Genomic DNA, 25,606 nt, shown 5'->3' on the forward strand with positions numbered 1-25,606 from the left:
GTGTTCGGCGGACTGGACGAGTTCTTCGCGCCCGCGCGCAGGCACATCGAGGAGGAGCGCCGCAGGGAGGCCTTGACCAGGGAGGACCCGGGGGACGCGGATCCCGCGCGCGGTCCGGTGGACCTGACCTCGGGCCGGGTGACGATACGCCTCCCCCGCCCGCCGGAGGTCTCCGGCGGACGGGGGGACGCGGGGTCAGAGCGGCGTGTCGAGGAGGTGCAGGCGGTGGGCCAGGGCGGCGGCCTCGCCTCGGCCGGCGACGCCGAGCTTGGCGAGGATGTTGGAGACGTGGACGCTGGCCGTCTTCGGTGAGATGAACAGCTCCTCGGCGATCTGACGGTTGGTGCGGCCGGCCGCGACCAGCCGCAGCACGTCCTGCTCCCGGGGCGTCAGGCCGAAGCTGTCCTCCCCGGGCTCCGCAGGGGCCGGGGCCTGCTTCTCGGGGGCGAGGGAGAGGCGGGCGCGGGCGGCGAGGAGTTCCACGTCCTCGCGGAGCGGCCGGGCGCCGAGGCGGACGGCGGTGGCGTGGGCCTCCCGGAGCAGGGCCGCCGCCTCCTCGCGCCGGCCGCCCTCGACGAGCAGGGCGTCCGCGAGGCGCCGGCGGGCGCGGGCCAGCTCGTAAGGGCGTTCGAGGGGCTCGTAGGCGGCGACGACCTCGGCCCAGCGGGCGGCTGTCTCGCGGCCCTCGGCGCGGGCGAGCTCCTCGGAGACCTGCCGGGAGTAGGCCTGCCAGATCGGGACCGGGGCGGCGAGCTCGCGGACGCAGCGGCGGACCAGGGCGAGCGCCTCGGCGCGGCCCTCCTCGGCGGCGGGCAGTCCCCGGCTGTCGGCCTCGGCGGTGACGGCGGTGAGGACGAGCGGCCAGCCGTAGCGATGGGTGCCGGGCGGGAAGCCGGTCTCCGCGGTGACCGCGAGCTGGTCCCGTACGTCCGCGAGGCGTCCCTCGGCGGCGGCGATGGCGATCGCGACCTGCGCCATGGGCAGGGTGTACTGCGGGATCGGGTCGCGGCTGCCGTAGCGCGTGCGGGCCTCGGCGAGGTGCTCGGCGGCCCTGGCCGGCTCGCCGCGGAAGGTGGCGAGGTGGGCGAGCTGGAGCAGGGCCGTGCCGCCCGGCTTGGTGCTGCTCGCGCCGGAGCGGAGCAGCAGCTCGGCCTCCTCCTTGCTCCGGTCCCACTCGCCGAGCGAGAGGAGCGACTCGGCGAGGTTGGCGCGGATCCAGCCCGCGCTGTCGACGAGCCCGCGGGAGCGGGCCAGTTCGATGCCGGCCACGGCGATCTCCACGGCCTCGGCGGAACGGCCGAGCGCCTCCAGGGAGGAGGAGAGGTTGATGTGGGCGCGGGTGGCCTCGTGGAACTGGCCGAGGGCGACGGTCCGTTCGCGTGCCTCGTGCATCACGGCGAGGCCGCCCTCGGCGTCTCCGGCCGACACGAGGATGGTGCCGAGGGTGATCCGGGCGTTCAGCTCGATCGGCTCGGCCTTGACGAACCGCGCGTACTCGACGGCGCGTTCGGCGGCGGCGAGCGCCTCGGGGCCGGGGTTGCGGAGCATGCCCCAGCCGGCCGCGCCGACCAGGACGGTGGCGTGGACGGCGGACGGCGGGAGGCCCTTGACCAGTTCCTGGGCGCGGGCGATCTCCGGCCAGCCGTCGCCCCGGCCGAGGTTGGACTGGAGGCGGGCCGTCTCCGTCCAGAACCAGGCGGCGCGCAGGGGGTCGTTCTCGTCGCCGTCGAGGATCCGGAGCGCCGTGCGGCAGATCTTCGCGGCCCGTTCCCGTTCTCCGCTGAGCCGGGCGGCGACGGCGGCCTCGGCGAGCAGGTCGAGGTAGCGCAGCGAGGTGGTCTCGGGGTCGCAGCCGCAGGCGGGGTACGCGTCGGCGTAGTCGATGGGGCGCAGGGACTCGCGCGTCTCGGCGGGCACCTTGTCCCACAGCTCCATGGCCCGCTCAAGGAGGCTGAGCTGCTCGGCGTAGGCGTGGCGCTTGCGGGTCTCGACGGAGGCCTGGAGGACGGCGGGCAACGCCTTCTCCGGGGCGTGCGCGTGGTACCAGTACGTGGCGAGCCGGGTGGTCCGCTCGTGAGGGCGGACGAGGCCGGGGTCGGCCTCCAGGGCCTCGGCGTAGCGCCGGTTGAGGCGGGAGCGTTCGCCGGGCAGCAGGTCGTCGCTGACGGCCTCTCGGACGAGGGAGTGGCGGAAGCGGTAGCCGTCGCCGTCGGGGACGGCGAGGAGGATGTTGGCGCCGACGGCGGCCCGCAGGGCCTCGATGAGTTCGTCCTCGGGGAGCCGGGCGACGGCGGCGAGCAGTCCGTACTCGACGGTGGAGCCGCCCTCGGCGACGATCCTGGCGACGCGCTGGGCGGCTTCGGGGAGCGTCTCGACCCGGACGAGCAGGAGGTCGCGCAGGGAGTCGCTGAGCTGGCCGACGGCGCAGCCGGCCTCGTGGGAGACGACGAGCTCCTCGACGAAGAAGGCGTTGCCGTCGGAGCGTTCGAAGACCTCTTCGACAAGTCCGGGGTCGGGTTCGGCGGCGAGGATGCCGGTGAGCTGGCGGTGCACCTCGGTGCGGGTGAAGCGGGAGAGTTCGATGCGGCGGATGGTGCGGAGCCGGTCGAGTTCGGCGAGGAGGGGGCGCAGCGGGTGGCGGCGGTGGATGTCGTCGGCGCGGTAGCTGGCGACGACCACGATCCGGCCGCGGCGCAGGGTGCGCAGGAGGTAGGTGAGCAGGTGCCGGGTGGAGGCGTCGGCCCAGTGCAGGTCTTCCAGGACGAGCACGACCGTGCGGTCGGCGGCGAGCCGTTCCAGGAGGCGCACGGTCAGTTCGAAGAGCCGGGCGGTGGAGTCCTCGTCGGAGGGCTCGTGGCTGCCGGGGTCTCCCAGTTCGGGCAGCAGGCGGGCGAGTTCGCCCTCGTGGCCGTCGGCGGCGGCGGTGAACTCGTCGGGGAGGCGGCGGTGGAGCGCGCGCAGAGCGGCGGCGAAGGGGGCGAAGGGCAGGCCGTCGGCGCCGAGTTCGACGCAGCCGCCGAGGGCGGTGACGGCGCCCTGGTCGCAGGCCGTGTCGAGGAACTCCTCGATGAGCCGGGTCTTGCCGACACCGGCCTCGCCGCCGATGAGCAGGGCCTGGGGCTCTCCCGCGCCCGCGCGGGAGAGCGCCTCGGTGAGGGCGGTGAGTTCGCCGGCGCGACCGACGAAGACGGGGCTGACTGACCTGGTCTCCACGGCGCCGAGCATCGCACAGACTTCCGTGCCGTCGCTCATACGGGGGTCACGCGGCCCGGACGAAGCGACCGCGACCGCCGTCGGTCGTCTGCTCCTCCGTGGCGTGGCCCCCGAACCGGTGGCCGAAGAGGCGCAGACCCCGTCCGGCGCCGGCGGCCGCGGCGGCCTCGTGACCGAGCCGCTGGGCGGCGGCCTCGCGGATGAGCTCGGCGTGGTTCATGCGCTGGAGTTCGTACTCGAACATCGTGTGCTCCCTGGGTTTCCCGGTTTCGGTATCGCTCTCTTGCGATGCCTCTACTTTCGTTTCCCAGGGGGTGCCGTCACATCGGGCGAGTGCCGCATGTTCGGGGTACGGGGGTCCTTAGGAGGGTCCCAGGGGGCCTTAGGCGGCGCCCTGAGGGTCTCAGGAGCCGGTGGTCGGGAGGCTCAGGAACAGGTCGAAGTAGGTACCGACCGACAGGAGCAGCCCGAGGCCGCCCAGGAAGGCGCCGGCGCCGGCGACGGCGCGGACCCAGGCGGGGCGCCGGGGCAGGGTGAGCACGAGGGCGGCGACGATCAGGGCGAGGAGGGCGAAGACGCCGTTCACCAGCGCGGTGCCGTGCCAGGCGTCGCCGTAGATCTCGTGGATCTGCTGGGCCGGGGTGCCGCCGGCGGAGGTCTTGATCTGCCCGATGAGCGTCTCGCGCTCGGCGACGACCCTGCCGGTCCAGGTGCCGGTGAGGGCGACGGCGGCGAGGCCGGCGGAGACCACGGCCGCGGCGCCGGAGCCGACGCCGGTGGCCTCCGGGGCGGCCGCCCCCTGGTCGTCCGGCTCGTCGTCGGTCGAGTCGTCCTGCTCGTCGAGCGGGACGAGGGCGTCGTCCCCGGTGTCGTCCACGGCGTCCGTGGTGGTCTCTTCGGCTGCGTCGGCCTCGGCCGCCGCGGTCTTCTCGGTCGTCTGGGTGTCCATGCGGCGCACGCTAGGGGGCCGACATGAGAGGGGTCTTAAGACGCCTTCGCCGCGCGCCACTCGGGGGCGAGGACGGCCCAGACCTCCGTGTCCGTGCGGGAGCCGCGGTACAGGTAGTTCTCCCGCAGCACGCCCTCCTTCGTCATGCCGAGGCGGCGGGCGACGGCGATGCTCGGGAGGTTCTTCGTGGAGGCGAGCCATTCGACGCGGTGGATGCCGCGCTCCTCGACCGCCCAGTCGATGATGACCCGGCAGGCCCGGGTGATCAGGCCCTTTCCGGCGGCGGAGGGCTCCAGCCAGCAGCCCGCCTCGGCGGTGCCGTTCACGGCGTCGAAGGTCCGGAAGAGGACTCCGCCGACGAGGGTGCCGTCGGTCCAGATGCCGTAGAGGCGTCCGGTGTCGCTCGCGGCCTTCTCGGCGTACGAGGTGAGGTAGGCGCGGGCGGAGTCGAGGTCCGCGACGACGTCGGGGAGGCCGATGTGCTGCCCGACGAACTCCCGGCCCCGGTCCATGTGGGTGAGGAATTCCTCGGCCTGCCAGGGCTCCAGGGGCCTGAGCTCGGCGCCGTCGTCACCCAGCGATATCGCGAACATCGTCGTTCCTCTCCTCCGCGGCCGGAGCCGTCACGCGCTGTACGGGGATCTTCGCACGCGTGTCGGCGGCCTCGCGGCACTCCGGGGGTTCGATGCTGATCCGGGGCAGCAGCCGGTCGAGCCATTTCGGCAGCCACCAGTTCGCGCCGCCGAGCAGGTGCATGAGCGCGGGGACGAGGAGGGTGCGCAGGACGAAGGCGTCGAGGGCGACGGCCGCCGCGAGCGCGATGCCGAACATCGCGATGACCCGGTCGCCGGAGAGGACGAAGGCCAGGAAGACGGAGATCATGATGACCGCGGCGGAGTTGATCACGCGGCTGGTCTCGGCGAGGCCGACCCGGACCGCCCGCCGGTTGTCGCCGGTCTCCAGCCACTCCTCGTACATCCGGCTGACCAGGAAGACCTGGTAGTCCATGGAGAGTCCGAAGAGGACGGAGACCATGATCACGGGGAGGAAGGGTTCGATCGGTCCGGAGCTGCCGAGGCCGAGCGGCTCGCTCCCCCAGCCCCACTGGAAGATCGCGACGACGATGCCGAAGGCGCCTGCGACGGCGGCGACGTTCATGAGGGCGGCCTTGAGCGGGATGCCGAGGGACCGGAAGGCGAGCAGGAGCAGCAGACAGCCGAGCGCGATGACCACGCCGACGAAGAGCGGCAGCTTGCCGACGATGATCTCGGCGAAGTCGTCGTACGAGGCGGTGACGCCGCCCACGTGCACGTCGAGGGAGGTGCCCGCCTCGGCCTTCGGGAGGACGTCGTCGCGGAGCCGGTCGACGAGCTCGCTGGTCGCCTTGGACTGCGGCGAGGAGTCGGGCACGACGGTGAGGACGGCGGTGTCGCCCGCGCTGTTGTACGTGACCGGGGAGACGGACGCGACGCCCTTGGTGGCGGTGAGCGCGGCCGGCAGCTGGTCGAGGGCGACCCGGTCGTCGGCGCCGTCGAGGCCGGCGACGAGGGTGAGGGGCCCGTTGACGCCCGGCCCGAAGCCGTCGGCGAGCAGGTCGTACGCCTTGCGCGTGGTCGCGGTGCCCGGGCCGTTGCCCTGGTCGGAGGTGCCGAGGTGGAGCGAGAGGGTCGGCAGCGCCAGGACGCCCATGACGAGGACGGCGACCGCGCCGAGGAGCTTGGGGTGCCGCTCGACGAAGGCGGACCAGCGGGCGGCGAAACCGGTGGGCAGCTCGGGCTGCGGGCCGCGCTCGGCGAGCGTCCGGCGTTCGCGCCGGGACAGCGCCCGCGTGCCGATGAACGAGAGCAGGGCGGGCAGCAGGGTGACGGAGGCGGCGACCGTGAGGAGCACGGTGAGCGAGGCGGCGATGGCGACGCCGTTGAGGAAGCCGAGCCGCAGGATGAGCATGCCGAGCAGGGCGATGCAGACGGTGGCGCCGGCGAAGACGACGGCGCGGCCGGTGGTGGCGACGGCGGTCTCGGCGGCCTCGGCGACGGAGAGGCCGCGTTTGAGGCCTCTGCGGTGCCGGGTGACGATGAAGAGGGCGTAGTCGATGCCGACGCCGAGGCCGACGAGCATGCCGAGCATGGGGGCGAAGTCGGCGACGGTCATCAGGTGGCCGAGGAGCACGATCCCGGAGTACGCGATGCCGACGCTGACGAGCGCGGTCGCTATCGGGAGCGCGGAGGCGGCGAGCGAGCCGAAGGCGAGGAAGAGGACGACCGCGGCGACGGCGACGCCGACGATCTCGGCGATGTGTCCGCCGGGGGCCTCGGTGAGGGCAACGGCGCTGCCGCCGAGCTCGATCTGGAGGTCGTCGGTCGCGGCGGCCCTGGCGGTGTCCACGAGGGCCCGGGCCTGGGCCTCGGGGATGTCGTCGGCCTGCGCGTCGAAGGTGACGGTGGCGTAGGCGGTGTGCCCGTCCTCGCTGATCTGTCCCTGGTTGTCGTCGTACGGGTCGGTGACGGCGGCGATGCCGGGGAGGTCGGCGACCTCGTCGAGCATCCCGGTCACGCGCTCTTCGACGGCGTCGGCGCGGACGCTGCCGCGTTCGGTGTGCCAGACGATGGTGTCGCTGTCGCCGCCGAGGCCGTGGAAGCCCCGGTCGAGGAGGGCGGTGGCCCGGCCGGACTCGGTGCCGGGGGCCTCGTAGTCGTTGGAATACGCGCTGCCGGCGAGGGTCGCGCCGGCGGCGGTGCCGCCGAGGGCGAGGAGCCACAGGAGAACGACGACGAGACGGTGCCGGAGGCACCACCGTGCGATTGCGGCCAAAGGACGTGCTCCTGACTGGATCTGTGCTCGCGCCCCACTGTCGCAGCCAAACGTGATCGTTTGCCCGTTTCGTGGCGATCCTCACAGGGTGCGTCACGGGGCCGGGGGCTGCCCGCCCCCTCCCCCTGGCGTCCCGACGCCATTCCAGTTTGCGAAATCGAAAATTCGGGAACGCGGGGGCGCATTAATTCCCGCACAATGCGCCATATTGCGCCGGGTCGCGCTCCATTGCCCGACAGATGAATTCACCCATACCCTCGCATCAGGCTGCTCGACGAAATACTTGGGGGTGGTAATGAGGCTTCGGCTGATTTCTCTCTACTGTTCGACGACGGAGGACGACACGGGCGAGGACGAACAGCGCCTGCTGGTCAACGGGGTCCAGGTGTGGGGCGCGGAGGCACCGGGCCTGAACAACAGGGAGACGGCCGACCTGTCCGCCGTCCCACTGATCGACTTCAACACACGCGCCCGCGTCGAACTCCTCGACTCCGATTCCGGGGACGACGACGATCTCCTCGGCCGCTTCTACGTGGGGCGGTCCCAGGCGGGCCAGGGAGAGCTGGAGTACAAGTTCACCGAGGACGACGCGGACTACACGCTGACCTACGAGGTGCTCGCTTAGGCCCGTTCCACAGGCGAAGGGCGGTGCGGCCGTCGTGAGACGGCCGCACCGCCCTTCGCACGGCTGCGGGTCAGGTCCCGCTAGGGGTGACGCAGTGGCCGGGGCCGCTCGGGAGAACTCGCTTCTCGTCGTACAGGTCGGCCAGGGCGACCTTGGTCCCCTTGGCCGCCTGGGCCGCCTTCCACCGCCCCTCGGCCAGGAGCGGGTGCAGGAAGCCGTCCTTCGGCGCCGAGCAGTCGTGGTTGGCGACCTCGCTCGCGTAGGCGCCGAGCACGAGCTTCCCGCCCCGCGACGTGACCGTGAACTGGCGGCGCACGGCGATCCGCGCCACCTCGGGCAGGCCCGGGACCACCTCGTGGGCCACCCCGGTCGTCACCAGCGGATAGACGAAGGCGTAGTCGACGCGCACCACCAGCTCCCCCGCCGCCGAGACCCGGTAGGTCATCGCGCCCCGCGTCCGGACGCCGCTCTCGTCCAGGTACACCTCCTTCGGGTCGAAGCGGGTGACCATGTCCTTCCGTACGGCTTCATCGGCTCCGCGCGGGTCGAGCAGGGCGAGCGCCGCCGTGGGCTCGTCGCCGGCCAGGGTGTCCTCCGAGAGGTTGGTCTCGACGAGCAGGGTCTTCACGTCCTCGAGGACGGCGGTGATGTCCTTCGCGGTGAGTCCGCCGGACGGCATGGGCACGGGGACGTAGATCCCGTCGGCACCCTCCGCCCAGCCGGACGCGGGCGAGTTCCGGAACGGCATGTTGACCGAGTACGGCCATTCCAGGGGCCAGACCTCCTCGTCGAGCACCCTCGCGCCGTACGGCTCGTACGGCGGCCGCTCCCCCGTCGAGTCGGCCAGCCAGAACCCGAACCCGCCGAGGAGCAGCACACCGGCACCCGCCCCGAGCGCGATCTTGAGGCGCCGCACCCTCCTGTCGCGCCGCAGCGCCTCCTCGCGGCCCGGATCGTTCGCCTGCGCGCGCAGCCGAGCGACGTAATCCGTGGGTTCCACCGACATTTCCCGTTCCCTCCCCTGCTCCGTCAGGGTCGACGGAGCGGAGCGGAGCCTTTCACATCGATGCGCCGGTCTGCATCGCGGATTTCCCTTGCTGACCGGCGGGTTCGCGAGCATCCTGATCGCGACGCACGGCCACGACGGGCACGAGGGGGAGTCGTATGGCCAGACGCAAGGTCATCAGGGTCGAGGTCAGCAAGCGGGTGCTCTGGATCGGCGCCTCGGCGTACCCCCTGCAGAACATCGCCCGGGCGACGACGGTCAGGTTCAAGCCCCAGCGGGCACGCGCCGTGGGGAACTTCGTGAAGTCCGTGCTGATCACGGGTCTGCTCCTGGTCGCCGCGCTCGCCGCCGCCCAGGCCGACGAGCTGTCCGGCAGCGACCGGGAGCTGATCGTCCAGGGGGCGGAAGTCACCGCGGCCGTACTCGTGGCGGCCTTCCTCGCCCGGTTGGTCGTCGTCCTGTTCACGAGGACGTACTACGCGCTGGTCGTCGAGACCTCGGGAAACCCGCTCACGCTGCTGGCCGGTGTGGACCGCGACGAGGTGCACCAGCTCGTGCGCGACATCATGCGGGCCATCGAGGACCCCGACTTCACCGGCTTCGTCAAGCAGATGGTCACCTACAACATCGGCAGCATGCGGGACTTCTACAACGCGTCCGGTGCGGGCAGCGTGGGGAGGATGGGCAGTGACCGGGAACGGTGAATTCCACATCGGCAACATGCGCGACTTCTACAACGCCTCCGGGGACGGGGCGGTCGGCCGGATCGAGTACCACCAGCAGGGCGCGGACCCGCAGGCCGTGTACGAGGCCGTGATCCGTGCGATCGAGACCCTCCGGGGCCAGGTGTCCGTCGAGGACCGCGCGGTCCTCGACGCGTCCCTGGAGACCATCCGCCAGGGCGACGACGCGCCGCCCGGCGCCTTCCGCCGGGCGCTCGGCACCGCCGCCGGAGTCGCCGCGCTCGTCGGCGAGATCGGCGCCCCGGTGGCGGAGGCGGTCCGCCAGATGCTCGCGCTGCTCGCCGGCTAGGGGATTGCGGACACCCCCTGGGGGTCAGGCGCAGAGGCGGACGTTGCGGCCTTCGAGGAGCGCGCGGCCCAGCTTGGTGATCGTGTGCAGCGTCGCGTTGCGGTGGCGGTGGCTGGAGACCAGCGCCGCCTCCCGCAGGGCCGTGATGTGGCGACTGGCGTTGGGGGGAGTGGTGCCCGCACGGCGGGCGAGCTCGCCCGTCGTCGCGATGCCGTCCGCGAGCGCGGACAGCAGGACGGCCCGCGTCGGGCCGATCAGCGCCGCGAGCGACCGCCCGTCCACCGGCCCCGCCTCCGGCGTGGCCCACTGGGGCTCGTGTTCGATCGGGTGGACGAGGACCGGGGGCAGAGTCGGATCGGCGAACGTCGTCGGGGCGTAGCGGCAGAAGAACGACGGCTGGAGCAGCAGGCCGCGGCCGCGGAGGTGGAGGTCCTGCTCGACGGGGAAGGCGAGCCGGAGCACCGGATACTCCCACCGCGCCGACGGGTGGATCGTGCTGAGGACCGCGTCCCAGCCGCCCTCCGCGAGCACCGCCGAGCGGCGCGCCCGGTCGCGGCTCACCTGCGCCCAGATCCGCTCCCAGAACGGACCGAGCACGGTGTCGACGTACGCGTGCACCGCGTCGGCCAGCCTGCCCACCGCCGCGGAGTCCCCCGCCAGCAGCTCACGCCGGCAGGCCGCCGGCAGCCGCCGCCTCGGATTCTGGATGCCGAACTCCCGTAAGTCCTTCGCCACCTGACGCAGGGGGGTGGATCGCAGCACCTCCAGACGGTCGGCGAGACCCCCGCCGGTCACCGGAGTCAGGAAGTCCGGCGAGTACCCGACGGGCGGCGCGAGTGCCGTCAACAGCCGGGTGGTCGCGGGCACCTTGGGCAGCGACTCGCGCAGCCACGGCCCCAGGAGCACGCCCGAGTCCCGTCTTCGCAGCCGGTGCAGGCTCATCAGCATCTCCCACATCGGGTCGGGTCCCGTCGCGATCCGGATCCGGGCGAGGTCTTCCCCCGTGAAGTGAATTCGCAGCACCTCAGCCCCTCCCACCACGGCAATTGCGTTCCAGCGCACAGACGTTCACGGAACTCCCCCCGTACTCGCAGACTTTGAGCCGTCCGGTTCTCGAACAACACAGCTCTCCAACAGGACGGTGGATCGTAAAATGCCTGAGCCCCTGACGAAGAGGCGTTGCGGCGGGCGTGGCGTGTCGCGCGGGCTCGTGCGCGCACTCGCCGCCGGGATGGTTCTCGCCGTATCCGCCGGATGTTCGGGTACGGGTACAGGTACGGCCACGGGCCGGACGCCGGCGCCGGTCGTGGACCCCGCCGAGCTGACCGCCCTGCACCGGCTGCCGCCCGTCACGGGCATGCTCTTCACCTCGCAGCTGCGCGCCGCCCGGGCGCAGCAGAAGATCGCCGTCGCCTGCATGGCCGAGCGGGGCTACCGGTACGACCCCGCTCCCCCGTCCGAGAGCGCCGACGAGCGCCCGCAGCCCTTCGGCCTGGAGTCCGCGGCTCCGCGGCGCGCGACCCCTTCGGCACCCCCCGAGACGCCGCCCAAGCCCGGCAGCCCGGAGAGCACCGACGCGTACGCACGGGCGCTCTTCGGTGCCGAGGCCGAGCGGGTCACCGCCAGGGGCGCGCGGCTGAGCGTCTCCCGGCCGGGCGAGGGCTGCCTCGCCGAGGCGGAGACGCGGCTGCTCGGCGACGGCCGGATGCGCTGGCTCCAGGTGCGGATCCTGCTCTTCGAAGCGCAGGAGGAGACGCGCCGGGACGTGGAGAAGGACGCGGAGTTCCGCACGGCGACGACTCGCTGGCGGGAGTGCATGGACCGGGCCAGGGTCAAGGCCGAGGATCCCGTGCGGGTACAGCGGTCGCTGCGCTCGGAGGCGGACCGGCGGAGCAGTCCCGTCGCCGCGGCGGACCTGCGCTGCAAGGCGGAGACCGGGTATCTGACCACGGCGTACCACCGGCTGGCCGCCGTCCAGCAGCGCTGGCTGGACGAGCACCCCGACGTCGGCCGGGACTTCGAAAAGCTGTCGGTCCGCCAGAGCAGGGCGGCCGGCGGGGTGCTGGGCGGCTGATCCCGTCCACGGCCACCACCACAGTCTTCCGCTCCCGATCCCAGGAGCGGATGTTTCCCACACGAAAGAGAGATTGACATGCCCATGCCGCAGATGAAGTCCGGACTCCGCCGGAAGTTCGCCGCCGTGGCCGGCGCGACCGCGCTCCTCGTGGGCGGCGGCATCGCGACCGCGTCGACCGCGTCGGCCGGCCCCAGCTGCCCCTCGGGCTACCACTGCCTCTTCGAGGGCAGCATCGGGTCCTCCGTGCACAACTACTTCAACAGCGACCGGAACTTCACCGACGACGTGTTCTCCAGCGGGCACGGCGTGAACGACAACTCGTGGTCGGCCAGCAACTCCAGCACCGGCGGCTACGAGAGTCACTACTACTACGACGCCGACTACCAGGGCGATCTCGTCTTCTGCGTCAACCCGGGCAGCTACGTGACCCACGACCGGCTGACGGACGACTTCGTGGACGGCAACCACAACGGCCAGCGCGACGAGGCCAGCTCCCTGCAGCTGCTGCCGACGACGTCGATCTCCTGCTTCTGATCCACACACCCGCACCACGGGCCCGCACCACGGCCCCGCACGAAAGGCGGCCCCGCACCGGATTTCCGGTGCGGGGCCGCCCCCTTGAGCCGTACGAGAACTCGACCCGTACGAGAACGGGCTCAGCCCTCGCTGACGCCCAGCTTCTCCAGGATCAGGTCCTTGACCTTCGCCGCGTCGGCCTGGCCACGGGTGGCCTTCATGACCGCGCCGACCAGGGCGCCGACCGCGGCGACCTTGCCGCCGCGGATCTTGTCGGCGATGGCCGCGTTGCCCGCGATGGCCTCGTCGACCGCCGTGCCGAGCGCGCCGTCGTCGGAGACGACCTTCAGACCGCGCTTCTCGACGACCTCGTCCGGGGTGCCCTCGCCGGCGAGGACGCCCTCGATGACCTGACGGGCCAGCTTGTCGTTCAGGTCACCGGCCGCGACCAGGGCGGAGACCCGGGCCACGTCGGACGGCGTGATGGGCAGCTCCTCCAGGGAGACGCCCTTCTCGTTGGCGTTGCGGGCGAGCTCGCCCATCCACCACTTGCGGGCCGAGGCCGCGTCCGCGCCCGCCTCGGTCGTGGCGACGATCGCGTCGACCGCGCCGGCGTTGAGGATGGCCTGCATCTCCACCTCGGAGACGCCCCACTCCTCGCGGAGCCGGTTGCGGCGCACGCGCGGCAGCTCGGGCAGGCCCTTCCGCAGCTCCTCGACCCACTCACGGGCCGGGGCGACGGGGACGAGGTCGGGCTCCGGGAAGTACCGGTAGTCCTCGGCGTTGTCCTTGATGCGGCCGGAGGTGGTGGTGCCGTCGTCCTCGTGGAAGTGACGGGTCTCCTGCACGATCGTCCCGCCGGAGGAGAGGACGGCCGCGTGCCGCTGGATCTCGAAGCGCGCCGCGCGCTCCACCGAACGGAGCGAGTTGACGTTCTTCGTCTCCGAGCGGGTGCCGAAGGCCTTGGTGCCGTTCCGGCGCAGCGACAGGTTCACGTCGCAGCGCATCTGGCCCTTGTCCATGCGCGCCTCGGAGACGCCCAGGGCACGGATCAGCTCGCGCAGCTCGGCGACGTACGCCTTGGCGACCTCGGGGGCCCGCTCGCCCGCGCCCTCGATCGGCTTGGTGACGATCTCGATGAGCGGGATGCCGGCCCGGTTGTAGTCGAGCAGCGAGTGGGAGGCGCCGTGGATGCGGCCGGTCGCACCACCGATGTGGGTGGACTTGCCGGTGTCCTCCTCCATGTGGGCGCGCTCGATCTCCACGCGGAAGACCTCGCCGTCCTCCAGCTGGACGTCCAGGTAGCCGTTGAAGGCGATCGGCTCGTCGTACTGGGAGGTCTGGAAGTTCTTCGGCATGTCCGGATAGAAGTAGTTCTTCCGGGCGAAGCGGCACCACTCGGCGATCTCGCAGTTCAGCGCGAGACCGATCTTGATCGCGGACTCGACGCCGATCGCGTTGACCACCGGCAGGGAGCCGGGCAGGCCGAGGCAGGTCGGGCAGGTCTGCGAGTTGGGCTCCGCGCCCAGCTCGGTCGAGCAGCCGCAGAACATCTTCGTCTTGGTGCCGAGCTCGACATGGACCTCCAGGCCCATGACGGGGTCGTACTCGGCGAGCGCCGCTTCGTACGACAGCAGTTCAGTGACGGTCACGGTGAGACTTTCCCTCTCAGCCCAGCAGGACGTCGTCGTCGCCCAGGCGCTTCAGCTCCCGGTAGAGGATCGCCAGGCCGGTAACGATGGCGGCGGCGGACACGGCGGCGTCGATCAGCCGCAGGGTGTCGTTGTCGTTGCGGGCCAGCTTGGCCTGCTTCGCGACGCTGACCGCGCCGAACGCGGTCGTCGCCAGCGAGACGTAGACGCCGGTCTTGGACTTCTTGAAGTTCTTGGCCTTCTTTGCCATGGCACTCACAGCGACGGAGCCTCCTCAAGCAGCGGGTGTCCCCACTTTTCCACGAAGGCGGCCTCGACGGCGGCGCCGACCTTGTAGAGCCGGTCGTCCTTCATGGCGGGGGCGATGATCTGCAGGCCGACCGGCAGACCGTCCTCGGGCGCGAGGCCGCAGGGCAGCGACATGGCGGCGTTGCCGGCCAGGTTGGTCGGGATGGTGCACAGGTCCGCGAGGTACATCGCCATCGGGTCGTCGGCGCGCTCGCCGATCGGGAAGGCGGTGGTGGGGGTCGTCGGGGAGACGATGACGTCCACCTCCTCGAAGGCCTTCTCGAACTCGCGGGTGATGAGGGTGCGGACCTTCTGCGCCGAGCCGTAGTACGCGTCGTAGTAGCCGGAGCTCAGCGCGTACGTACCGAGGATGATGCGGCGCTTGACCTCGTCGCCGAAGCCGGCCTCACGGGTGAGGGCGGTGACGTCCTCGGCGGACCGCGTGCCGTCGTCGCCGACCCGCAGGCCGTAGCGCATGGCGTCGAAGCGCGCCAGGTTCGAGGAGCACTCGGACGGCGCGATCAGGTAGTACGCCGAAAGGGCGAGGTCGAAGGTCGGGCAGTCCAGCTCGACGATCTCGGCGCCCAGCGACTTCAGCAGCTCGACGGACTCGTCGAAGCGCTGCACGACGCCGGCCTGGTAGCCCTCGCCGCGGAACTGCTTGACGACGCCGACGCGCATGCCCGCCACCGAGCCGTTGCGCGCGGCCTCGACGACCGGCGGGACCGGGGCGTCGATGGAGGTCGAGTCGAGCGGGTCGTGCCCGGCGATCGCCTCGTGCAGGAGGGCCGCGTCCAGGACCGTGCGGGCACAGGGGCCGCCCTGGTCCAGGGAGGACGAGAAGGCCACCATGCCGAAGCGGGAGACGCCGCCGTAGGTCGGCTTGACGCCGACGGTGCCGGTGACGGCGGCGGGCTGGCGGATGGAGCCGCCGGTGTCCGTGCCGATGGCGAGCGGGGCCTCGTACGCGGCGAGGGCGGCCGAGGAGCCGCCGCCGGAGCCGCCGGGGATCCGGGTCAGGTCCCAGGGGTTGCCGGTCGGGCCGTAGGCGCTGTTCTCCGTGGAGGAGCCCATCGCGAACTCGTCCATGTTGGTCTTGCCGAGGATGACGACGTCGGCGGCCTTCAGGTTCTTGACCAGGGTCGCGTCGTACGGCGGGATCCAGCCCTCCAGGATCTTCGAGCCCACGGTCGTCGGCATGCCGACGGTGGTGAAGATGTCCTTGAGCGCGAGCGGCACACCGGCGAGCGGGCCGAGCTTCTCGCCCCGGGCGCGCTTCTCGTCGACGGCACGGGCCTGGGCGAGGGCGCCCTCGCGGTCGACGTGCAGGAAGGCGTGGACCTTCTCGTCGACGGCCTCGATGCGGGCGAGGTGGGCCTCGGTGACCTCGACGGCGGTCAGCTCGCCGGCGGCGATCTTCCCGGCGATCTCGGCCGCGGTGAGCTTGATGATGGTGTTGTCCGTCATGACTTCTTAGTCCTCCCCCAGGATCTGCGGCACCTTGAAACGCTGCTGCTCCTGGGCCGGGGCGCCGGAGAGCGCCTGCTCGGGGGTGAGCGACGGACGGACCTCGTCCGCGCGCATGACATTGGTCAGCGGCAGCGGGTGGGAGGTCGGCGGTACGTCTTGGTCGGCGACCTCGGAGACGCGGGCGACCGCGCCGATGATGTCGTCGAGCTGACCGGCGAAGTGATCGAGTTCTTCGCCCTTCAGCTCCAGACGCGCCAGCCGTGCGAGGTGGGCGACCTCCTCGCGCGTGATGCCAGGCATGCGGATCCTCACGGGGTGAGTTAGATGGTGTTGGCCCAATCCTATGGGGCCGGTGCCGCTGCCCGTGAAACGGTTTGCCCCCGGAGGGGGCGGGCTCACTGCACGACCTGGCCCGAAGGCTGGTCCAGGTCGACCTGGGCGGCGATGTCGGCGGGGCGGCGCCAGCCGTGCTCGCCGCGGGCCAGGAGCCAGGCGGTGGCCTCGCCGGGCGGCATCGCGGCGGCGACCAGCCAGCCCTGGACGGCGTCGCAGCCCAGGTCGCGCAGGCGCTCCCAGGTCTCGTCGTCCTCGACGCCCTCGGCGACGACGAGGAGGCCGAGCGAGTGGGCGAGGTCGACGGTGCAGCGGACGATCTCGGCGTCCTCGGTGTCGACGGCGAGCCGGGCCACGAAGGAGCGGTCGATCTTCAGTTCGCTGACGGGCAGCCGGCGGAGGTGGACGAGGGAGGAGTAGCCGGTGCCGAAGTCGTCCAGGGACATCTTCACGCCGTGGCCGGTGAGGCCGTTCAGCGTGTCGGCGGCCCGCTGGGGGTCCTCCAGGAGCACGTGCTCCGTTATCTCCAGCTGGAGGGCGCCGGCCGGGACGCCGTGGCGGGCGAGGCGGGCGGCGACGGCGCCGGCGAAGCCGGGGGTGTGGACGTCGCGCGGCGAGACGTTGACGGCGACCGGGACGTTGAGGCCCTGGGCGCGCCAGCGGGCGACCTGGGCGAGCGCGGTCTCCAGGACGTACTCGGTGAGGTGCGGCATCAGGCCGGAGGACTCGGCGATGGCGATGAACTCGTCCGGCGGGACCTTTCCGCGCTCGGGGTGGACCCAGCGGACGAGCGCCTCCAGGCCGGCGACCTGGCCGTCGAAGCGGACCTTGGGCTGGTAGTGGAGTTCGACCTCGCCGGCGTCGAGGGCGCGGCGGAGGTCGCCGAGGAGGCCGAGCCGGTCGGGGGTGTTGGAGTCGCGCTTGGACTCGTAGACCTCGACGCCGGTGCGGTCGCGCTTGGCCTGGTACATGGCGACGTCGGCGCGGCGCAGCAGGCCCTCGGCGTCGAGGGCGTGGTCGGGGAAGACGGCGACGCCGGCGCTGGCCTCCAGGACGAGGGTGAGCCCGTCGAGGTCGAGCGGGGAGGAGAGCTCGGCGACGAGGTGGCGGGCGACGCGCTGGGCGCTGGTGGTGGAGTCGGCGGTGGGCAGCAGGACGGCGAACTCGTCGCCGCCGAGCCGGGCGGCCTCGGCGCCGCGGGGCAGGGCGAGGCGGAGCCGTTCGGCGATCTGGAGGAGCAGCCGGTCGCCGGCGAGGTGGCCGAGGGTGTCGTTGACCGAGCGGAAGCGGTCGAGGTCGATCAGGACGAGGGCGGCGCGGACCCCTTGGCCCTCGGCCTCCTCCAGGGCGGTCCAGGCCCGCTCCAGGAGCCACTGGCGGTTGGGGAGGCCGGTGAGCGGGTCGCGGAGCTGTTCCTCGGCGCGGGCGCGGGCGATCCAGAGGGTGGAGTCGAGGGCGATGAGGGGGACGGCGAAGAGCGGCAGGAGGACCGGCCGGGTGGCGGCGACGACGCAGATGAGGGGGGCGATGCCGAGCAGGGCGACGGCGACGAGGCCCTGTCGGAGGAGGGCGGAGCGGGCGATGGTGGGCAGCCCGCGGCCCTGGGGGGCGAGCGTGTACCACAGGAGGAGGCGGGTGACCACGAGGTAGGCGCCGGCGGCGAGGACGGCTTCCGGGAGGTCCCCGATCGTCCAGTCGAGGGGCTGCCAGGGCCGCTCGACGGTCGGTACGTCTCCGAAGAGGGCGAGGACGAGGGCCGCGGCGCCGACGCCGAGGACGTCGGCGGCGCCGTGCAGCAGGCCCTGGCGCCAGCGCTGCCGGCGGGCTGCGCCGACCAGGGTGACGACGGTCAGCGAGACGAGTCCGGCGGGCACCCAGCCGTAGAGCAGGAGGACGGCGAGGGTGAGGGCGGCGCCGGAGCCGGTGCCGCCCCACCAGCGGTCCCGGCCGAGGGCGACCAGGTGGCCGACGATGAGGCCGGTGAGGACGGCGAGGGACCAGCCGGCGACTCCGCCGGGGAAGAGTCCGTGGCCGCCGCTCAGGGCTCGCTGGAGCCCGGCGACGAGCACGACGAAGGCGATGCCCACCACGGCTGCGGGCAGCCGGGAGGGGAAGCCCAGCGGGACCACACGGCCGTGCGGCCGTGGGACCGGGGCGGCGCTCTCGGTAGGTTCCATTCCCGTCCCTCTCACAGGCGGCGGTGCCGTCGGTGTGCGATGGGCCGCGGTGACGCGGCCGTCCGTCGTCCGGCCCCGTACGTCGTCCGGCGTGCGGCCGCTGTCGGGCGGCCGCTGCCGGTACCACGGGGCCGATGTCCTGACGCCATGCCCGGCAGAGCCCTCGCGCGGGCGTGCAGGACTGGACGCACGGTCACCACACTAGGCCGCCGAGGGCTTCGACGGGCAGCGCTCTCCCTCTCTTGCCCGAATGCGACCTGGCCACCCCTAACGATCTGGTATGCGCCGAACGGGTGAGCTTCCGCGGCCTCCGGGAGGCTACTCGGCGACGGGCACCGCGACCTCCCGCGCCGCCTCGGGCCCCTGTTCGAGCAGGACGGAGAAGCCTTCCTCGTCCAGAACCGGAACCTTCAGCTGCATCGCCTTGTCGTACTTCGAACCAGGGTTTTCACCGACGACCACAAAGCCGGTCTTCTTCGAAACGGAACCGGTCACCTTCGCTCCGAGCCGCTGGAGCGACTCTTTTGCGCCATCCCTGGTGAACCTCTCCAGGGTGCCGGTCACCACGACCGTCAGCCCCTCCAGCGGACGCGGCCCCTCGTCCTCCCCGGCCCCCTCGTCCTCCAGGGTGACCCCGGCGGCCCGCCACTTGCGCACGATCTCGCGGTGCCACTCCTCCGAGAACCACTGCTTCACGGCGGCCGCGATGATCCCGCCGACCCCGTCGACGGCCGCCAGCTCCTCCTCGCTCGCCTGCTCGATCCGCTCCAGGGAGCGGAACTCACGGGCCAGCGCCTCGGCCGCGACCGGCCCCACGTGCCGGATGGAGAGCCCGTTGATGAAGCGGGCGAGCGGCCGCGTCTTCGCCGCCGCGATGTTCTCCAGCATCGCGAGCGCGTTCTTCTTCGGCTCGCCCTTCTGGTTGGCGAAGACCGTGACGATCTTCTCCTCGCCGGTCTTCGGGTCCCGCTTCGGCAGCCCGCTGCTCGGATCGAGGACGTACGCCTTGATCGGCAGCAGCTGCTCGATGGTCAGGTCGAAGAGGCCGCCCTCGTCCACGAGCGGCGGCTCGGCCGGCTCCAGCGGGCGGGTCAGCGCCGCCGCGGCCACCATGCCGAAGCTCTCGATGTCCAGGCACTGCCGCCCGGCGAGGAAGAAGACCCGCTCGCGCAGCTGGGCCGGGCACGTCCGGGCGTTCGGGCAGCGGAGGTCGATGTCGCCCTCCTTCATCGGCTTCAGCGGCGTCCCGCACTCCGGGCAATCGGCGGGCATCACGAACTCCCGCTCGGTGCCGTCCCGCAGGTCGGCGACCGGCCCGAGGATCTCCGGGATCACGTCGCCGGCCTTGCGCAGCACGACGGTGTCGCCGATGAGGACGCCCTTGGCCTTCACCACCTCCTGGTTGTGGAGGGTGGCGAACTCGACCTCGGAGCCGGCCACGGTCACCGGCTCGACCTGGGCGTACGGCGTGACGCGGCCGGTGCGGCCGACGCCGACCTTGATGTCGACCAGCTTGGTGTTGACCTCCTCCGGCGCGTACTTCCAGGCGATCGCCCAGCGCGGGGCGCGCGCGGTGGAGCCGAGCCGGCCCTGGAGCGGGATCTCGTCGAGCTTGACGACGACCCCGTCGATCTCGTGCTCCACGGAGTGACGGTTCTCCCCGAAGTACGCGATGAACTCCCGCACTTCTTCGAGCGAGTCGACCACCTTGTTGTGCCGGGCGGTGGGCAGGCCCCACTCGCGGAGCAGTCCGTACGCCTCCGAGAGCCGGGAGATCTCGAAGCCCTCACGGGCGCCGATGCCGTGCACCACCATGTGGAGCGGGCGGGAGGCGGTGACCTTCGGGTCCTTCTGCCGGAGCGAACCGGCGGCCGCGTTGCGCGGGTTGGCGAAGGGCTTGTCACCGGCCTCCACCAGACGGGCGTTGAGCCCCTCGAAGGCCTCCATCGGGAAGTAGACCTCGCCGCGGATCTCCACGAGCTCCGGGACGCGGTCGCCGCGCAGCCGCTCCGGGATGTCGGCGATCGTCCGGACGTTGGGCGTGATGTCCTCGCCGGTGCGGCCGTCGCCACGGGTGGCGGCGCGGGTCAGCCGCCCGTGCTCGTAGGTGAGGTTGACCGCCAGGCCGTCGACCTTCAGCTCGCACAGGTAGTGGAAGTCGGGGGTGCCGACGTCCCGCCCGACCCGCTCCGCCCAGGTGGCCAGCTCCTCGTCGTCGAAGGCGTTGTCCAGGGAGAGCATGCGCTCCCGGTGCTCGACGGCCGTGAACTCCGTCTCGTACTGTCCGGCGACCTTCTGGGTCGGCGAGTCCGGCGTCCGCAGCTCCGGATACTCCTCCTCCAGCGCCTCCAGCGCGCGCAGCAGCTTGTCGAACTCGCCGTCGCTGATGACCGGCTGGTCCTTCACGTAGTACCGGAAGCGGTGCTCCTCGACCTGCTCGGCAAGGTCGGCGTGCTTCTCCCGTGCCTCGGCGGGCAGGGCCCCCTGTTCGACTGCCACCGTTTCGTCCTTCCGTTACTCAGGGTTGTCCGCGAGCGACCGTGCCGCTCTGACGCAGTGGGCGAGCGCCGCCCGGGCATAGGCGGGCGACGCGCCCGCCAGACCGCACGAGGGCGTGACCACGACGGACTCCGCCAGAGTCCCCGGGTTCAGCCCCAGCCTGCGCCACAGCGTCCTGACACCCATGACGCTACCGCCCGGGTCCGACAATGCCGTGTCGGTGGACGGCACCACACCGGCGAAGAGCTTCGTCCCGGCCTCCACGGCCTCGCCGATCGCCTCCTCGTCACGTTCGGTGAGGAGCGAGAAATCGAACGAGATGCCCGCCGCTCCGGCGCGACGCAGCAGCGCGAACGGCACGTCGGGCGCGCAGGAATGGACGATCACCGGGCCGTCGTGGACGGCCGTCACGTCCCGCAGGGCGCTCTCCACGACATGCCGGTCGACGGCCCGGTACGTGCGGTAGCCGCTGGCCGTACGGACGTGGCCACGCAGGACGGCGGTGAGCGAGGGCTCGTCGAGCTGGAGCACGATCCGCGCCCCCGGGACGCGCTTGCGCAGCTCCGCGAGGTGCGTGTGGAGGCCCTCGGCGAGCGAGCCGGCCAGGTCACGACAGGCACCGGCATCCCCCAGAGCGGCCTCACCGCCGCGCAGTTCCAGGGCCGCGGCGAGCGTCCACGGGCCCACGGCCTGGACCTTGAGCGGACCCTCGTACCCCTGGGTGAACTCCTCCAGGGCGTCCAGGTCCTCGCCGAGCCAGGAACGGGCCCGCTTGGTGTCGCGCCCGGGCCGGTCGCTGATCCGCCAGCCGCTCGGCTCCACGTGCGCGTACAGGTCGACGAGCATCCCGATCGTCCGGCCGATCATGTCGGCGCCGGGGCCGCGCGCGGGCAGCTCCGCGAGGAACGGGAAGTCCTCGAAGGATCCGGCGACCGTCCTCGCCGCCTCGCGCGCGTCGCCGCCGGGCAGGGAGCCGACGCCGGTGGCGGGCCCCCAGAGCTTGCTGTCGTCCATGTCTACCGCCCCGGACGCACGGTGAGGTCGTTGATCTCCGCGTCGCGCGGCAGATCGATCGCGGTGATGATCGCCGTGGCGACGGACTCGGGGTCGATCCACTTCGACGGGTCGTACTCCTTGCCCTCCTGCTGGTGGACCTTCGCCTGCATGGGGCTGGCGGTCCGGCCCGGGTAGACCGAGGTCACCCGCACCCCGTTGGCGTGCTCCTCGTGGCGCAGGGAGTCCGCGAGGGCCTTCAGGCCGTGCTTGGACGCGGCGTACGCGCCCCACTCGGCGTGCGCGTTGAGCCCGGCGCCCGAGTTCACGAAGACGACGTGCCCCTGGGAGACCCGCAGCTGCGGCAGGAAGTGGCGGGTCAGCTCGGCCGGGGCGACCAGGTTGACGTTCAGCTGGTGGTGCCAGGTCTTCGGGGTCAGCTCCCCGACCGGCCCGAGGTCCACGACGCCCGCGATGTGCAGCAGGCCGTCCACCCGGTCGGGCAGGCTCTGGTGCGAGAAGGCCCAGGACAGCCGATCCGGGTCGGCCAGGTCCCCGACGAGCGTCCGGGCCCCGGGGAACTGCGCGGCGAGCTCCTTGGCCCGCCCCGCGTCGCGCGCGTGGAGCACGAGCTCGTCCCCGCGCGCGTGAAGACGACGCGCGACGGCCGCGCCGATGCCGGAACCCGCTCCGGTGATCACATGTGTAGCCATGGGAGCCATGCTCCCATCAGCGGGAGCCGATCTCGGCCTCCAGGTACGCGAGGGCCGCCCGGCCGTCGTCCGCGAAGAAGGCGAGGTCCGTGAGGGGAAGCGGGAGGAAGCCCTCGTCCTCCATGCGGCGGAACTGGGCCTTCAGGCCGTCGTAGAAGCCGGCCGTGTTGAGGAGGACGACCGGCTTGGAGTGCTTGCCGTGCTTCTTCAGTTCCAGGATCTCGGTGGCCTCGTCGAGGGTGCCCGTGCCGCCGACCATGACCACGATCGCGTCGGACTTGGCGAGGAGCAGGGCCTTGCGCTCGGCCAGGTCCCCGGCGATGACCATCTGGTCGGCGTTCGGGCGGGCCTTGTGGGCGAGGAAGTCGACGGAGACGCCGACGAGGCGGCCGCCCGCCTCCTGGACGCCGTCCGCGACGACCTTCATGAGGCCGGTGTCGGAGCCGCCCCAGACCAGGGTGTGGCCGGACTTGCCGAGGAGCGTGGCGAAGTCGCGGGCCGAGGCCGTGTACCGCTCGTCGAGGTCGGCGGCCGAGAGGAAGACGCAGATGTTCATGGGCTCCACCGTAAGGCGCCGCGAAAAAAGTCCGGCGGGCGGCGATGAGTTCCGGTGACGGCCCCGGTCTGCCCTGCCATGGACGAGGTGAACACCACGCTGAGCGGGGTCCGGGGCCGGGTCGTGTCGCGGGACGGTACGGAGATCGCGTACGAGCGGTACGGGGACGGTCGTCCCCTCGTGTTGGTGGACGGCGCGGACGGCGGCGCCGGGAGGGCGCTCGCCGGGCTGCTCGCCCGGCGCTTCTCCGTCGTGACCTACGAGCGGCGCGGCGCCTCCGCCGTGGAGCGGGAGATCGAGGACCTGGCGGCCGTCCTGACGGCGGCGGGACCGGGCGCCGCCGTGCACGGCACGGAGACGGGCGGGGTGCTCGCGCTCGCGGGCGCGGCGGCCGGGCTCCCGGTGGGCGCGGTGTCCGTGTACGAGCCGGAGCCGCTCGCGGACGGGCTCCTCGGGGCGGTCCACGCGCGCGTGCTCGTCGTCGACGGGGGCGCGAGCCCGGCGGCGACCCGGCACACGGCCCGCGCCCTGACGGCGGCGCTCCCCCGGGCCCGGCACCGCACCCTGACGGGCCAGACGCACGAGGTGGCCCCGCACGTCCTGGCGCCGGTCCTGGAGGAGTTCCTGGACGAGTCGGTCTAGGGCGTGTCTTTCGGATCAGGCCGGATCAGGGTGCGATCGCAAGGCGGAGGAGGGAGTCGACGCGGAGCGTCGGCGACCGACGACGACGCGGCGAGCGTGCGTGCCGGGCCCCGCGAGCCCGGCCTGATCCGAAAGGCAGGTCCTAGGCGGTGGCGGGCGCGGTGGTCCGGCGGGTCGTCGTCGCGATCGTCGCCGAGCCGACCACGCGCGTGCCGTCGTACAGGACGATCGCCTGGCCGGGGGCGACGCCGCGGACCGGCTCGTCGAAGACGACCTTCAGCTCGCCGTCCTCCATCGCCGCGCTCACCGGCGTCTCGCCGCCGTGGGCGCGGAGCTGGGCGGTGTAGCGGCCGGGGCCTTCGGGGGCGGTGCCGCACCAGCGGGGCTTGATCGCGGTGAGGGCGGTGACGTCGAGGGCCTCGGCGGGGCCGACCGTGACGGTGTTGTTCACGGGCGAGATGTCGAGGACGTAGCGGGGCTTGCCGTCCGCGGCCGGGTGGCCGATCCGCAGGCCCTTGCGCTGGCCGATGGTGAAGCCGTACGCGCCCTCGTGGCTGCCGATCTTCGTCCCGGCCTCGTCGACGATGTCGCCCTCCGCCTTGCCCAGGCGGGCGGCGAGGAAGCCCTGCGTGTCGCCGTCGGCGATGAAGCAGATGTCGTGGCTGTCGGGCTTCTTCGCGACCGCGAGCCCGCGCCGCTCGGCCTCCGCCCGGATCTCGTCCTTGGTGGTGAGGGTGTCGCCGAGCGGGAACATCGCGTGCGCGAGCTGCTTCTCGTCGAGCACGCCGAGGACGTACGACTGGTCCTTGGCCATGTCGGAGGCCCGGTGCAGCTCGCGGGTGCCGTCCTCGTTCAGGACGACGGTGGCGTAGTGCCCGGTGCAGACCGCGTCGAAGCCGAGGGCGAGCGCCTTGTCGAGGAGCGCCGCGAACTTGATCTTCTCGTTGCAGCGCAGGCACGGGTTGGGGGTGCGGCCCGCCTCGTACTCCGCGACGAAGTCGTCGACGACGTCCTCGCGGAACCGCTCGGCGAGGTCCCACACGTAGAAGGGGATGCCGATGACGTCGGCCGCCCGGCGCGCGTCGCGCGAGTCCTCGATCGTGCAGCAGCCGCGTGCTCCGGTACGGAAGGACTGCGGGTTCGCGGAGAGGGCCAGGTGCACGCCGGTGACGTCGTGACCGGCTTCGGCGGCGCGGGCGGCGGCGACGGCGGAGTCCACTCCGCCGGACATGGCGGCAAGTACCCGGAGGGGGCGGGCGAGGGGGCGCTGGGGCGGAGTCTGAGTCATAGCCCTACCAGGGTACGGGGCGCCGGGAACCGCGGTCGCGGTGATGAGCGTTCTCCGTGGCATGGGGAGCGAGTCGAAGGACGCGGGGAGCGGGACGGGCGGGCGGCGGGTGGGCAGACGGGCCGTGCTGATCGGCGGCGCGGCCGCCGCGGTGGGCACGGCCGCGCTGGCCCGGGACGAGCTGGGGCGCCTGTGGTGGCGGCTGCCGGGGATGGAGAAGAAGAGGGTCGAGGGGGAGCTGGACCACAAGGGCGCCGAGTGGACGTCGGCGGCGCGGGCGAACTGGCGGCGGGCGGACCGGCCGGACGACTACACGATCGACCGGGTCGTGATCCATGTCGTCCAGGGCAGTTACGCGAGCGCGCTGAAGGTCTTCAAGGACCCGGCGCACGGGGCCGCCGCGCACTACGTGGTCCGCAAGGACGGCCATGTGGCGCAGATGATCCGCGAGCTCGACGTGGCCTTCCACGCCGGGAACCGCGACATGAACGAGCGGAGCATCGGCATAGAGCACGAGGGCTTCGTCGACCGGCCGCAGGACTTCACGGCGGCGATGTACGAGGGATCGGCGCGGCTCACGGCCGACATATGCGCCCGGTACGGGATGCCCGTGGACCGGGAGCACATCATCGGGCACGTCGAGGTCGAGGGCACCGACCACACCGATCCCGGTCCGCACTGGGACTGGGACCGGTACCTGGCGCTCGTACGGAGGGAACGCACGAAGCTCGGCTGAGGGCGGGGGCGGGGGCGGGGGCGGGCGGCT

Annotated in this window: 25 protein-coding genes; 8 read left to right on the top strand and 17 right to left on the bottom strand. The window is 72.4% G+C overall.

Annotated elements, in window-relative coordinates:
* On the top strand, positions 1-312 hold the full coding sequence (locus BLW86_RS43100; RefSeq protein WP_256341660.1) for a DUF6191 domain-containing protein: 312 nt from the start codon (positions 1-3) through the stop codon (positions 310-312).
* On the opposite strand, the gene BLW86_RS11560 is transcribed toward BLW86_RS43100, so the two are convergent.
* The 5 genes from BLW86_RS11560 to BLW86_RS11580 form a co-directional block, all read right to left on the bottom strand.
* Positions 196-3,252 carry a helix-turn-helix transcriptional regulator gene (locus BLW86_RS11560; RefSeq protein WP_093873958.1) on the bottom strand — a complete coding sequence of 1,019 codons (3,057 nt, stop codon included), beginning with the start codon at positions 3,250-3,252 and terminating at the stop codon, positions 196-198. The two genes, BLW86_RS43100 and BLW86_RS11560, sit on opposite strands and share 117 nt — an antisense overlap.
* Before the next feature lie 7 nt (positions 3,253-3,259).
* A complete protein-coding gene (locus BLW86_RS11565) occupies positions 3,260-3,457 on the bottom strand; it encodes a hypothetical protein (protein WP_093873959.1) in 198 nt (65 codons plus the stop codon).
* A gap of 159 nt (positions 3,458-3,616) precedes the next feature.
* Positions 3,617-4,162 (bottom strand): hypothetical protein, encoded by a 546-nt coding sequence (locus BLW86_RS11570; protein WP_093873960.1) that lies wholly within the window; start codon positions 4,160-4,162, stop codon positions 3,617-3,619.
* A 35-nt stretch (positions 4,163-4,197) separates the two neighbouring features.
* A complete protein-coding gene (locus tag BLW86_RS11575; protein ID WP_093873961.1) occupies positions 4,198-4,755 on the bottom strand; it encodes a GNAT family N-acetyltransferase in 558 nt (185 codons plus the stop codon).
* Positions 4,733-6,973: an MMPL family transporter gene (locus BLW86_RS11580; protein WP_093873962.1), complete on the bottom strand. Its 2,241-nt coding sequence runs from the start codon at positions 6,971-6,973 to the stop codon at positions 4,733-4,735. Before BLW86_RS11580 ends, BLW86_RS11575 begins: the two co-directional genes overlap by 23 nt.
* Before the next feature lie 295 nt (positions 6,974-7,268).
* On the opposite strand from BLW86_RS11580, the gene BLW86_RS11585 reads away from it, so the two are divergent.
* Positions 7,269-7,598 (top strand): hypothetical protein, encoded by a 330-nt coding sequence (locus BLW86_RS11585; RefSeq protein ID WP_093873963.1) that lies wholly within the window; start codon positions 7,269-7,271, stop codon positions 7,596-7,598.
* A gap of 70 nt (positions 7,599-7,668) precedes the next feature.
* On the opposite strand, the gene BLW86_RS11590 is transcribed toward BLW86_RS11585, so the two are convergent.
* On the bottom strand, positions 7,669-8,598 hold the full coding sequence (locus BLW86_RS11590; RefSeq protein WP_143060246.1) for a hypothetical protein: 930 nt from the start codon (positions 8,596-8,598) through the stop codon (positions 7,669-7,671).
* 164 nt (positions 8,599-8,762) lie between these two features.
* Here BLW86_RS11590 and BLW86_RS11595 point away from each other — a divergent pair, with 164 nt between their 5' ends.
* Together BLW86_RS11595 and BLW86_RS11600 are read left to right on the top strand one after the other, a co-directional pair.
* On the top strand, positions 8,763-9,308 hold the full coding sequence (locus tag BLW86_RS11595) for a DUF6232 family protein (protein ID WP_093873965.1): 546 nt from the start codon (positions 8,763-8,765) through the stop codon (positions 9,306-9,308).
* Complete coding sequence (locus BLW86_RS11600) at positions 9,292-9,636, top strand: hypothetical protein (RefSeq protein WP_093873966.1); 345 nt, start codon at positions 9,292-9,294, stop codon at positions 9,634-9,636. The genes BLW86_RS11595 and BLW86_RS11600 overlap by 17 nt, the downstream gene beginning before the upstream one ends.
* A gap of 24 nt (positions 9,637-9,660) precedes the next feature.
* On the opposite strand, the gene BLW86_RS11605 is transcribed toward BLW86_RS11600, so the two are convergent.
* A complete protein-coding gene (locus BLW86_RS11605; RefSeq protein WP_093873967.1) occupies positions 9,661-10,659 on the bottom strand; it encodes an ArsR/SmtB family transcription factor in 999 nt (332 codons plus the stop codon).
* Positions 10,660-10,942: 283 nt separating this feature from the next.
* Here BLW86_RS11605 and BLW86_RS11610 point away from each other — a divergent pair, with 283 nt between their 5' ends.
* Together BLW86_RS11610 and BLW86_RS11615 are read left to right on the top strand one after the other, a co-directional pair.
* A complete protein-coding gene (locus BLW86_RS11610) occupies positions 10,943-11,710 on the top strand; it encodes a hypothetical protein (RefSeq protein WP_093873968.1) in 768 nt (255 codons plus the stop codon).
* A gap of 78 nt (positions 11,711-11,788) precedes the next feature.
* A complete protein-coding gene (locus BLW86_RS11615; RefSeq protein ID WP_093873969.1) occupies positions 11,789-12,247 on the top strand; it encodes a peptidase inhibitor family I36 protein in 459 nt (152 codons plus the stop codon).
* 122 nt (positions 12,248-12,369) lie between these two features.
* Here BLW86_RS11615 and gatB read toward each other — a convergent pair whose 3' ends face one another.
* From gatB to BLW86_RS11660, 9 genes are all read right to left on the bottom strand, one after another.
* Positions 12,370-13,881: an Asp-tRNA(Asn)/Glu-tRNA(Gln) amidotransferase subunit GatB gene (gene gatB / locus BLW86_RS11620; protein ID WP_093873970.1), complete on the bottom strand. Its 1,512-nt coding sequence runs from the start codon at positions 13,879-13,881 to the stop codon at positions 12,370-12,372.
* Between the two features lie 16 nt (positions 13,882-13,897).
* Positions 13,898-14,131 carry a hypothetical protein gene (locus tag BLW86_RS11625; protein ID WP_030693796.1) on the bottom strand — a complete coding sequence of 78 codons (234 nt, stop codon included), beginning with the start codon at positions 14,129-14,131 and terminating at the stop codon, positions 13,898-13,900.
* Between the two features lie 5 nt (positions 14,132-14,136).
* Positions 14,137-15,636 (bottom strand): Asp-tRNA(Asn)/Glu-tRNA(Gln) amidotransferase subunit GatA, encoded by a 1,500-nt coding sequence (gene gatA / locus BLW86_RS11630; RefSeq protein WP_030693797.1) that lies wholly within the window; start codon positions 15,634-15,636, stop codon positions 14,137-14,139.
* Between the two features lie 6 nt (positions 15,637-15,642).
* Positions 15,643-15,939 (bottom strand): Asp-tRNA(Asn)/Glu-tRNA(Gln) amidotransferase subunit GatC, encoded by a 297-nt coding sequence (gene gatC, locus BLW86_RS11635; protein ID WP_015036350.1) that lies wholly within the window; start codon positions 15,937-15,939, stop codon positions 15,643-15,645.
* 95 nt (positions 15,940-16,034) lie between these two features.
* Positions 16,035-18,149, bottom strand: coding sequence for a putative bifunctional diguanylate cyclase/phosphodiesterase (locus BLW86_RS11640; protein WP_093873971.1), 2,115 nt, complete (start codon positions 18,147-18,149; stop codon positions 16,035-16,037).
* Positions 18,150-18,467: 318 nt separating this feature from the next.
* Complete coding sequence (gene ligA, locus BLW86_RS11645; RefSeq protein WP_093873972.1) at positions 18,468-20,648, bottom strand: NAD-dependent DNA ligase LigA; 2,181 nt, start codon at positions 20,646-20,648, stop codon at positions 18,468-18,470.
* A gap of 15 nt (positions 20,649-20,663) precedes the next feature.
* Positions 20,664-21,662 carry a methionine synthase gene (locus BLW86_RS11650; RefSeq protein ID WP_093873973.1) on the bottom strand — a complete coding sequence of 333 codons (999 nt, stop codon included), beginning with the start codon at positions 21,660-21,662 and terminating at the stop codon, positions 20,664-20,666.
* A 2-nt stretch (positions 21,663-21,664) separates the two neighbouring features.
* Positions 21,665-22,363 carry an SDR family oxidoreductase gene (locus tag BLW86_RS11655; RefSeq protein WP_093873974.1) on the bottom strand — a complete coding sequence of 233 codons (699 nt, stop codon included), beginning with the start codon at positions 22,361-22,363 and terminating at the stop codon, positions 21,665-21,667.
* A gap of 7 nt (positions 22,364-22,370) precedes the next feature.
* Positions 22,371-22,910 (bottom strand): LOG family protein, encoded by a 540-nt coding sequence (locus BLW86_RS11660; RefSeq protein WP_093873975.1) that lies wholly within the window; start codon positions 22,908-22,910, stop codon positions 22,371-22,373.
* A gap of 78 nt (positions 22,911-22,988) precedes the next feature.
* Here BLW86_RS11660 and BLW86_RS11665 point away from each other — a divergent pair, with 78 nt between their 5' ends.
* Positions 22,989-23,552, top strand: a complete 564-nt coding sequence (locus tag BLW86_RS11665) for an alpha/beta fold hydrolase (protein WP_093873976.1) — start codon at positions 22,989-22,991, stop codon at positions 23,550-23,552.
* Positions 23,553-23,694: 142 nt separating this feature from the next.
* On the opposite strand, the gene mnmA is transcribed toward BLW86_RS11665, so the two are convergent.
* Entirely contained in the window at positions 23,695-24,840 is a 1,146-nt protein-coding gene (mnmA, locus tag BLW86_RS11670; protein ID WP_093873977.1) for a tRNA 2-thiouridine(34) synthase MnmA, read from the bottom strand.
* Positions 24,841-24,883: 43 nt separating this feature from the next.
* On the opposite strand from mnmA, the gene BLW86_RS11675 reads away from it, so the two are divergent.
* The gene (locus BLW86_RS11675; protein WP_371129469.1) at positions 24,884-25,576 is read left to right on the top strand and encodes an N-acetylmuramoyl-L-alanine amidase; all 693 of its coding nucleotides are present in this window, start codon (positions 24,884-24,886) and stop codon (positions 25,574-25,576) included.
* Positions 25,577-25,606: the final 30 nt, after the last annotated feature.

The organism is Streptomyces sp. TLI_105 (assembly GCF_900105415.1).
Taxonomy (GTDB): domain Bacteria; phylum Actinomycetota; class Actinomycetes; order Streptomycetales; family Streptomycetaceae; genus Streptomyces.

Coding starts and splice junctions, on each gene's coding strand:
- BLW86_RS11560 (WP_093873958.1), bottom strand. CDS start 3,252: ATGAGCGACGGCACGGAAGTCTGTGCGATGCTCGGCGCCGTGGAGACC.
- BLW86_RS11565 (WP_093873959.1), bottom strand. CDS start 3,457: ATGTTCGAGTACGAACTCCAGCGCATGAACCACGCCGAGCTCATCCGC.
- BLW86_RS11570 (WP_093873960.1), bottom strand. CDS start 4,162: ATGGACACCCAGACGACCGAGAAGACCGCGGCGGCCGAGGCCGACGCA.
- BLW86_RS11575 (WP_093873961.1), bottom strand. CDS start 4,755: ATGTTCGCGATATCGCTGGGTGACGACGGCGCCGAGCTCAGGCCCCTG.
- BLW86_RS11585 (WP_093873963.1), top strand. CDS start 7,269: ATGAGGCTTCGGCTGATTTCTCTCTACTGTTCGACGACGGAGGACGAC.
- BLW86_RS11595 (WP_093873965.1), top strand. CDS start 8,763: ATGGCCAGACGCAAGGTCATCAGGGTCGAGGTCAGCAAGCGGGTGCTC.
- BLW86_RS11615 (WP_093873969.1), top strand. CDS start 11,789: ATGCCCATGCCGCAGATGAAGTCCGGACTCCGCCGGAAGTTCGCCGCC.
- BLW86_RS11625 (WP_030693796.1), bottom strand. CDS start 14,131: ATGGCAAAGAAGGCCAAGAACTTCAAGAAGTCCAAGACCGGCGTCTAC.
- gatA (WP_030693797.1), bottom strand. CDS start 15,636: ATGACGGACAACACCATCATCAAGCTCACCGCGGCCGAGATCGCCGGG.
- gatC (WP_015036350.1), bottom strand. CDS start 15,939: ATGCCTGGCATCACGCGCGAGGAGGTCGCCCACCTCGCACGGCTGGCG.
- BLW86_RS11640 (WP_093873971.1), bottom strand. CDS start 18,149: ATGGAACCTACCGAGAGCGCCGCCCCGGTCCCACGGCCGCACGGCCGT.
- BLW86_RS11650 (WP_093873973.1), bottom strand. CDS start 21,662: ATGGACGACAGCAAGCTCTGGGGGCCCGCCACCGGCGTCGGCTCCCTG.
- BLW86_RS11655 (WP_093873974.1), bottom strand. CDS start 22,363: ATGGCTCCCATGGCTACACATGTGATCACCGGAGCGGGTTCCGGCATC.
- BLW86_RS11660 (WP_093873975.1), bottom strand. CDS start 22,910: ATGAACATCTGCGTCTTCCTCTCGGCCGCCGACCTCGACGAGCGGTAC.
- BLW86_RS11665 (WP_093873976.1), top strand. CDS start 22,989: ATGGACGAGGTGAACACCACGCTGAGCGGGGTCCGGGGCCGGGTCGTG.
- mnmA (WP_093873977.1), bottom strand. CDS start 24,840: ATGACTCAGACTCCGCCCCAGCGCCCCCTCGCCCGCCCCCTCCGGGTA.
- BLW86_RS11675 (WP_371129469.1), top strand. CDS start 24,884: ATGAGCGTTCTCCGTGGCATGGGGAGCGAGTCGAAGGACGCGGGGAGC.